The following is an 8,014-nucleotide window of genomic DNA, read 5'->3' as shown; positions in this document are numbered from 1 at the left end:
CCGCGCGCCCTGAATAATTGGCTCGTCATTTTGCGTCTTAATCCCCTTTATATCGGGTCTCTGATTGTAACCCTTGACCCACGACCAACCTCCCAAGGAGACCACGTCTTAATCCCCTTTAGATCGGGTCTCTGATTCGAACCACTTGGTACTAATGACTATGCCTTGGCACTTGGTCTTAATCCCCTTTAGATCGGGTCTCTGATTCGAACAGGGGACGTTATGTGGCCCTTAAGGCGCAAGGCGGTCTTAATCCCCTTTAGATCGGGTCTCTGATTCGAACCTTGACACCATGCTTGACCTCGCCGTCAAGCAAGTCTTAATCCCCTTTAGATCGGGTCTCTGATTCGAACGAAAGGTTCCAGTGCACGAAGGACGCGGTAATACGTCTTAATCCCCTTTAGATCGGGTCTCTGATTCGAACAGAGGAATAGTATGTACACCCTTTACAACCAAACTGTCTTAATCCCCTTTAGATCGGGTCTCTGATTCGAACTCAGCTCCAATTTCCGTGCTCTTTGTATGGAGTGGTCTTAATCCCCTTTAGATCGGGTCTCTGATTCGAACATTGGGAGCTCTACGACGCCGGCAAGACGGCGATCGTCTTAATCCCATTTAGATCGGGTCTCTGATTCGAACCCAAAGTGAAGTGCGAGTCCTGGCTCTACCTTCAGTCTTAATCCCCTTTAGATCGGGTCTCTGATTCGAACCGCTCGTCGCCAGGGAGCCTTTTGAAACAATGGCTTGCGAAGGGGGTTCCCAGGATTTTCGAAGTCGCGAAAGTTGACGTGCAGAAGTCGGTCACGGGCGTTACCTCCGTAGCTGTGATGCGTGCTCGACTCGATGCCAGAGGCTACCCCAGCTTGGGTGCGGGGACAATGCGTGAGATCGGACAGACGCGGGGCATGGGAGGGACGGCCCGCGGGTGCCGAGCGCGGTGATGCGCGCGGCGCCCGGCTAGCCCCTTGGCTAGCTGGCCACGGCGTCGCGATACCAGCTCCAGCGCACTTGCAGGGCAGGCTCGGAGAGGTGATGCGGGGTGTCCAACTGGGCGCCTTGGTAGGGGGCATAGTGCGGGTCGCTGGCGACCTCGGGATGCAGGTGGATCTGGCGCGTGGCCGGGTCGATGCCGAGGCGTCCACGGTCGAACAGGAGGTGGAGATCCGCGCGCAGCAGCAGGCCGTTGGCCGGATGGTTGTCCGCCTCGCCCAGGTAGGGCATGAGATGAGCCGCCTGCACGAGGCTGGCGATGCGGCAGCCGGAGATCGCGCAGACCGCGCCGCCGGAGAGCGCGATCAGGCGCTGCCGGAAGCCTTGCTGGCCGGGGCGGATCGCCTGCTTCAAGTGCGCCTGCTTGCGCGCATCGAGACGCTCGGGATCAATGCGATAGTCGCCCTCGGTGGTTGGCGCTGGCGGCTCCTGCGCCTCTCCCGTCGGAACCGTCTTCTGGCCGGAATCGTCTTGCTGGTCCTTCGCATCCGGGATGAGGCCCTGCTCAGCGAGCTGTCGACGCAAGGGCTCCCAGTTCAGTTTGGAGAGGACGCGGCGCCCGTTGGGTGTGGTCCCCGGCCGGTTGGGCTTGCAGCGCACCCGCGCCGAGGGATAGCGCGCCGGGTCGCGCAGCAGCTCCACCAGCTCGGGGAAGCTGAGGTGGTGCTTGTCGTTCGACTTGCCATTGAGCGAGACGTCGAAATAGTCGCCGTTGACCAGATAGGGATGCGGGACTAGGTCGCCGCTGAAGGGCTTGTACTCGGCGCAGACCGAAGTCAGGCAGTTGTTCGCGTTGACGTAGTCGTGGACGTTCAGCATCGGTAGCTCTCCTGTTGCGAGCGATTCCTGATCGAATGATGCGCAGTGTCGATGTCCGCTCGAGCGGGCCGGTCGGGGGCGGCAGTAGAGCACGGCTGTGAATGCTCTGGCAGCGGTCGCAAGCTTGCCAGGTGCTGGTGGCGCAACTCGCGACGCTGGGTGCGGCCTTGTGCGGCAAGCGCGAGGCGGTCAATCCGGGCCGCCTCCGGGGGGCGGGGCGCCGACGATACTGAGGAAGGCCTCCTGTAGATCGGCCCCTTGGATCAAATCCAGCCCGATCGGCATGTGCTGTCTGCCGTAGCGGATGACGTCCAGGCGTTTCGGCAGCGGGTAGACGCGGATGTCGTCGCGCGACGCCTCGATGATGGCGTCCAGCTCAGCGAGCAGGGCGTCGATGTCTCTGGGCAGTCCGGGAATGAGAAAGACGGAGTACTGAACCGGGATCCCGACTGCGCGCACGCAGCGGTGGACCTGCTGCAAGCGCTTGGGATCCGCGATGTCGTAGGCGAGCAGAAAGAGCTGAGGTGCGTTGATGGCCATGCGGGCGCTCAGACCTCGTGGATCAGCCAGCGGTGGAGGTTCGCCGTGATCTCGCGTCCGCGCGCCGCAGCCTTGAGCGCACGGGATTCGAACAGCCAGACGACATCGCGATGGCTGGGTGCCACCACGGGCTGGCCCTTGCGCTTGGCGGCGAGGAAGCGGCGCTTGAGCCAGCCGTGGCGCGCGGGCTCGAGGTACCAGTAGAAAATGTCGGTCAGCTCGGCGGCCAGGCTGGGACGCCCGGCTTGAGCCAGCTCCGTGGAGCGGCCCAGGCCGAGGTCGTTCAGATGCTCTTCCATCCAGGCATAGGCGAGCGCGCGCAGCCATTGGCGCGTCTGGCGCGCGGCTGCTTCGCCGGCAAAATACTGGGTCTGAGCGTTGATGGTCTCGCGGACCCAGGCGATGTCGGCGATTTGCGAGCCGAGCCGCAGTTTGCCCGCCGCCCAGCGCGCGGCGCGACGTCTGTGGGTCTGCAGCCAGTGCTGGAGCATGCCGAGCGATTCCGGGCGCAGCAGGAAGGGGATGAGGCGGTTGCGCAGCTCGTCGCGCTCGCCGGGACGCCCGAGCAGGCGGGCCAGAACCTCGCCGTCGTCGCTCATGAAGATCACCGGGATACCCTGCTCGGCGCAGGCGATCAGGGCGCCGGTCTCCCAGTCGGCCCGGCGGCTGCTGTAGATGCGCCCGATGCGTCGCAACGGGAAGAGCTGGTCTGCGCGCGCCAGACGGGACACGCGCAGTGCCGCGCCGTCCAGGCCGACCCAGGTCTCCTCGCTAGGGGCGAGATAGAGGGGGCGTCCGTCTTCGGTGCCGATGCCGGTGCTGCCGTGAAGGGCGCTCGAGCTGGGATCAGTGGGCATTGGGCTTCTCTCCGATTGTCCTGGTTGGAGGTGCTGGGGCCGGAATGTTGGGGGCGGCGCCTGGCTAGGAGCGGGTCTGTGGGAGCGGCGCTCCCACCAGGCGGCGCTGCCACGCTCAATCCGGACCGAAGGGGATCTCGAAGGGCTCGCCGCCCTCGGCTGGTCCCGCAGCGGTTGTGACCACTTGGCTCGATCGGCTGATGCTCGGGTGCCCATGCTCGGCGAGCTGGCCGGCGAGCTTGGTGGTCCAGCGCCGCAGCAGGCGCCGGCGCGGCCGGGCGAAGCGCTCGAAGGCGGCGAAATAGCGCCCGCGTGCCTCCTTGCTCAGAAGACAGGCCTCGGCATCACGCTTGAAGTCCTCGGGGCGCAAGACGCGCTCGCGAAAACTCTCCCACACCCAGTGCTCGACGTGCGGGCGCAGCGGCTCGATGAGGTCCGAGGCCAGGGAGGCGCGGCCGAAGTCGAGCGCGTGGAAGAAGCCGATCATGGGGTCCAGGCCGGCGACGTGGCTGCCGTGCACGGCGTCGGCATGCAGCAGGCTGTAGCCGAGCGAGAGGGCGGCATTGACCGGGTCGCGCGGCGGGCGGCGGTTGCGCCCGGTGAAGTCGAGCTCGGGCGCGAAGACGCGGGTGTAGCCGCGAAAGAAGCCCGCGGCGGCCGCGCCCTCGATGCCGCGAATCTGGTCGAGCGTCAGGCCGGTGTCTTCACGCAGTCGGGTCAGCGCCTGATCCTGGGCCGCGAGCGCCTGGGTGAGCGGGTGGCGCTGGTCCGGCCGGCGGGCGAGGGCGCGTCGCAGCAGGCGGCGTTGTCCGCGCAGCTTGCCGATGACGATGCGCCTGGACCAGCGCAGCCGGTAGTCGGGATCGTCATAGCGGCGCATCTGACCGATGCGCCTGGCGGCCTCGTTGTGGCCGGCGCCGATGACGACGGCCTGGCTGCGTCCGAAACGCCCGCCGAAGGCGACGACGGCGACGCCGGTATCGGCGAGCCGGGCCAGGGTGGCGCTGTCGAGCGCGACGCTGCTGCGCAGGACGATGCGCTCGAGCAGGCGCAGCGGCACCGTGCTCTCGCGCCGGTCCTTGATGTAGACGGCAAGGACGCGTCCCTCAAGCTTGAGAGTGGTGTCGCGGCGGTCGAGATAGAGGCTGCTCATGGCTATCCCACGTAGAACCAAGGTGGATCGGTTGGCTTGACGGCGCGCCCGCGCACGCGGATCTTGCCGCGCGGGTCGAGGCGGACGAGGACGAAGCGGTCCTCGTCCTTGTCGAGGATGCCCTGGACCTCCGCTAGCAGGCTGCTGCGCTCAGCTGGGGTGAGGAAGCATTCGAAGACCGACTTCTGGCGTCCGCTGGCGTAGCCCTTGAGGACCCGCAGGGCATCACGCAGCCGGGCGTCGCTGGAGATGTCGTAGGCGGCGATGTGGAGGTGTCGCTGTGTCATGCCGGCAGGTTAGCGCCGGCATGCGCGGGGAGCTGCGATGGCAAGCTTGCGGTGCGGCTGCTTGTGGGAATGTGGGAGCGGCGCCCCGCCGCGGCTGGCTCCGAGCTCAGCGCCCGGGCTCGTCGCGCCGGGGCGGCGCTCCCACGGCTTTACAGCCAGACGGCGTCCCAGTGAGGGTAGTCGCCGATGCGGTCCGCGAGACCGGCTCGCAGTGGGTTGGCGACGATGTAGCGGGCGACGGCGCGCAGGTCTTCTTCCTGGCGGATTGCGTGGTCGTGATAGCCGGGCTGCCAAATGCGCCCGCCGATCCGGTGCGCGACGACGGATTTCATGGAGCCCACGACGTCTTGGAGCCGGGTGTCACTAAGGGTGAGTCGCCAGTGCAGATGGTCCGGCATGACGACGAAGGCGAGGGTTTCGCCGCGGCCGAGTCGGTCCGAAGCCATGAGGGCCTGGATGAGGATGCGCGCGGGCTCGAGCTCCGCGAAGACGCTTCGCCTCATCCAGGTCGTCGTCGTGATGTGGTAGGCGCGGCCGTTCTCCGAGAAGCGGCCTTTGCGGAGGTCTTTGGAGTGGGGCTGCGGTGAGCTGCGGTGAAGCCTGTCTGCCATGACGGGATTCTCCTTGGCGATTGGTTTGAGCGAGACGCCCGTGGAAGCGGGGTCTGTGGAAGCGGCGCCTGTGGAAGCGGCGCCTGTGGAAGCGGGGCCTGTGGGAGCGGCGCCTGTGGGAGCGGCGCCTGTGGGAGCGGCGCCCCGCCGCGACTAGCGCCAACCTCGGCGCCCGGGCTCGTCGCGCCGGGGCTGCGCTCCCACGAGGATCGCTTAGCCGAGCCAGCGCGCGAGGGCGGTGTGCAGCTCAGGGAGTCGCGAGCCGGCGCAGACCTGGATGCCGAGGTCGCTGGCGCGCTGCATGACGCTGGCCGGCAGGCGCTGGTAGCTCACGAGCATGCCGCGCGCTTGCAGGCCGCCGAGCAGGTCGACCAGGGTGTCGAGCCGGTAGAGGGCTTCGGCGCCGGGTCCTTGGCTGCCGCCGTCGCTCCAGCGTCGGGTCTTGCACTCGACCAGGTGCATGCGGTTCTCGGCGAGGCAGGCGACGTCGATCTCGTTGCGCACTTCGGCGCCGCGCTGGTCGAGGCGGTAGAGGTTGATGCTGCGCGCGAGGTCCTGGATGGGCTGATCCGGGCCACGCAGACCGCGCAGGATGGTAAAGACGTGCTCCTCCAGCCAGCCGCCATTGAGATGGAAACGCGCGGCCTCGTCCGGGAAGCGCAGGTGGTCACCCATGCGGTAAAGCAAGCCCGCCTCGATGCAGCGGTCGATCAGTGCACCGAGCTCCGGGTCGCGCCGATGCCGGCGCTCGAGCGGTGGCGTGCGCAAGGTCGATTCGGCCTGGTAGGCGAGCCAGTTCAGGGTGCCCAGGGCGCGAGACAGCCGCGCTTGCCCGCCGACCAGCCATTCGGCCAAGGCTTGGTGCGAGGCGGGCACCACCTCTGTTTCGAGGGACTGCACGCGCGAGCCATGGGCTTGGAGAAAGGCCCTGATCTCAACCCGGTTGGCGATGTCGATGGGATCGCGCCCCGGCGGGTGCATCCAGATGAGGCGGTCGCGCTCCGGGTGGACGTAGAAGATGGGCAGCTCATAGGCGCGAAATGCTTCATAGGCGGCGATGCTCATGGGCTTGGTGCCGCCCGTGGCATTGAGTGCAATGCTCAGCTCGCGCAGCAGATCCTGCTCGGCCTCAAGCAGCTCCAGCACGCGCAGCTGGATGTGGCCGATGTCCCAGGCGTCTTGGATCTCCCAACGGTCGACGCGCATCCCGCGCGGCTTGAGCACAGCCTCGAGCCATTCCGCACGCCGGCTCATGTCGGGCGAGACCAGCAGAATGACGCGGCGGGGGGCGACAGCGGGATCCAGCGCGGGGGTGAGGTTGGGTGTGGCCTGGCTGGAGACGAGGTAGAGGTGGGTGTGCTCTGGCATGGGTGCCTCCTCGCGCGTCAGTCGCCGTCGTGCTGAGCGGCGCGCTGTATCAGATAGGGCTCGAGGCGCGCACCGCATTGGCGCATCTGCTCGGCGGTCAGTTCCTGACCGCGCATCTGTGCTTGCAGGTCGAGGGAGAGGTGCAGATAGTGCCCGCCGCGCGCGCAGATCTCCGCCGCGAGATTGACCGGTAGCGTGCCGATGACGCTGTCGTTAGGGCGGATTCGGTCGATATTGATGTGGTCGACGAAGGCGTCGATGGCGAGGCCTTCTCCGGCGGCCCAGCCGCGAGCGCCGGGATGGCGGCTGACGAAGTAGGTCCGGCCTCGGCTTTCATTGCCTGCCCCAATCTCCTCGATCAGCCCAAGGAGCGCGCGATGGCAGTCCTCGAGGCCTTGGCGCAGTTTGTCCGCGCCGCATGCCTTTACGTAGCCGGCATGGTTGATGTCGTTGCGTAGCTGGGTGAGCTTCTCGTACAGGACGGGCAGGTCTGTGGGCACGCGGCGCGCGCATGCTTGGGCGGCGGCACGCTGCCCGGCTAGCTCGTCGCGCCATTCGGACGGCGGGATGTCGCGGGCGAGCACATTGAGCAGTTTGGAGATGAAGATGCGACGCTTTATGAGGCGGTCCTCGTCATTCTCCTTGTCGGCACCGACGGTGGCGAGCTGCTCGTCAAGGCGTGTGGTCATGACCTCCACGAGCGTTTCTTGGAGGAGCGTGAGTCCCTGCTGAATCAGGCCGTGCTCGATGCACCACTCGACGGCGCGCAGACCGTTGAACGGATCGCGGTCAGGCCAGTCGCGAAAACGCTCAGTGAGGGTGTCGAGTACCGGCTGCAACGGCGGTAGGAAGTCGCCCCTCACTTGACGCAGCGGCTCGACGATATGTGTCTGAAAGGCCATCTTCGACAACGCCTTACCGCGCACGTATTGGACGTTGGTCGCAAAGTCGGCGAGTTTGGAGACGATCCCGCGCAGCGCACGGGCGTTGTCGTCTCGGCCGCGTGTCGCCTTGAGCACCGGGTTGATGTGATCGCTTATCAGGGTTTGCAGCTCGCCGACTTGGCCAAAGCGGAGGAAATGGTCGATGGCTGTGCCCCAGGCGTAGACGCCCAAGAAGGGGGTGAGGTCCACGATGGGGGCATCGCGCGCGTCTATCGTCATTTCTTGGACCGCACGGACCGAACCCAAGCGCTCGAAGGCGCCATAGTAGACACCTCGCAGCCGGATCTTCTTGACCACGCCTAGGTACTGGATGAGCACCGTGAACAGCATGGGCAGCGAGCGAAACGAGTGGGTGATATCGAAGATCAGCTCATCGCCTATTCGCACCCGATCCATCAGGATCTGAAAGATCTCCCATAGCTCCCGCTCGCTGGTCGCCTCGGGC

8 protein-coding genes and 1 CRISPR repeat array are annotated in these 8,014 nt (G+C 66.1%); all 8 genes read right to left on the bottom strand.

The annotated features are described in order from the left end of the window. Positions 1-34: 34 nt before the first annotated feature. Positions 35-710: direct repeats of the CRISPR family, unit length 37 nt; unit sequence GTCTTAATCCCCTTTAGATCGGGTCTCTGATTCGAAC. Between the two features lie 259 nt (positions 711-969). Then, a complete protein-coding gene (locus G3446_RS24875; RefSeq protein WP_164456384.1) occupies positions 970-1,809 on the bottom strand; it encodes an HNH endonuclease in 840 nt (279 codons plus the stop codon). A 189-nt stretch (positions 1,810-1,998) separates the two neighbouring features. Beyond that, complete coding sequence (gene cas2, locus G3446_RS24870) at positions 1,999-2,349, bottom strand: CRISPR-associated endonuclease Cas2 (protein WP_164456383.1); 351 nt, start codon at positions 2,347-2,349, stop codon at positions 1,999-2,001. 8 nt (positions 2,350-2,357) lie between these two features. Further along, positions 2,358-3,206, bottom strand: a complete 849-nt coding sequence (locus tag G3446_RS24865) for a CRISPR-associated endonuclease Cas1 (RefSeq protein WP_164456382.1) — start codon at positions 3,204-3,206, stop codon at positions 2,358-2,360. A 115-nt stretch (positions 3,207-3,321) separates the two neighbouring features. Further along, the gene (gene cas1, locus G3446_RS24860) at positions 3,322-4,359 is read right to left on the bottom strand and encodes a CRISPR-associated endonuclease Cas1 (RefSeq protein WP_164456381.1); all 1,038 of its coding nucleotides are present in this window, start codon (positions 4,357-4,359) and stop codon (positions 3,322-3,324) included. Between the two features lie 2 nt (positions 4,360-4,361). Beyond that, positions 4,362-4,646, bottom strand: a complete 285-nt coding sequence (gene cas2 / locus G3446_RS24855; protein ID WP_164456380.1) for a CRISPR-associated endonuclease Cas2 — start codon at positions 4,644-4,646, stop codon at positions 4,362-4,364. Between the two features lie 149 nt (positions 4,647-4,795). Then, complete coding sequence (locus G3446_RS24850) at positions 4,796-5,257, bottom strand: REP-associated tyrosine transposase (RefSeq protein WP_164456379.1); 462 nt, start codon at positions 5,255-5,257, stop codon at positions 4,796-4,798. 213 nt (positions 5,258-5,470) lie between these two features. Next, a complete protein-coding gene (locus G3446_RS24845; RefSeq protein ID WP_164456378.1) occupies positions 5,471-6,625 on the bottom strand; it encodes a Card1-like endonuclease domain-containing protein in 1,155 nt (384 codons plus the stop codon). 17 nt (positions 6,626-6,642) lie between these two features. Continuing rightward, positions 6,643-8,014: CRISPR-associated protein Csx16 (gene csx16, locus G3446_RS29035; protein WP_164456377.1), on the bottom strand; the 1,372-nt coding region annotated here is incomplete at its 5' end.

The organism is Thiorhodococcus minor (assembly GCF_010820565.1).
Taxonomy (GTDB): domain Bacteria; phylum Pseudomonadota; class Gammaproteobacteria; order Chromatiales; family Chromatiaceae; genus Thiorhodococcus; species Thiorhodococcus minor.
Note: the sequence above shows the minus strand (reverse complement) of the source record. Positions and strands in the feature narration are given on the sequence as shown.

Coding starts and splice junctions, on each gene's coding strand:
- G3446_RS24875 (WP_164456384.1), bottom strand. CDS start 1,809: ATGCTGAACGTCCACGACTACGTCAACGCGAACAACTGCCTGACTTCG.
- cas1 (WP_164456381.1), bottom strand. CDS start 4,359: ATGAGCAGCCTCTATCTCGACCGCCGCGACACCACTCTCAAGCTTGAG.
- G3446_RS24865 (WP_164456382.1), bottom strand. CDS start 3,206: ATGCCCACTGATCCCAGCTCGAGCGCCCTTCACGGCAGCACCGGCATC.
- G3446_RS24845 (WP_164456378.1), bottom strand. CDS start 6,625: ATGCCAGAGCACACCCACCTCTACCTCGTCTCCAGCCAGGCCACACCC.
- G3446_RS24850 (WP_164456379.1), bottom strand. CDS start 5,257: ATGGCAGACAGGCTTCACCGCAGCTCACCGCAGCCCCACTCCAAAGAC.
- cas2 (WP_164456380.1), bottom strand. CDS start 4,646: ATGACACAGCGACACCTCCACATCGCCGCCTACGACATCTCCAGCGAC.
- cas2 (WP_164456383.1), bottom strand. CDS start 2,349: ATGGCCATCAACGCACCTCAGCTCTTTCTGCTCGCCTACGACATCGCG.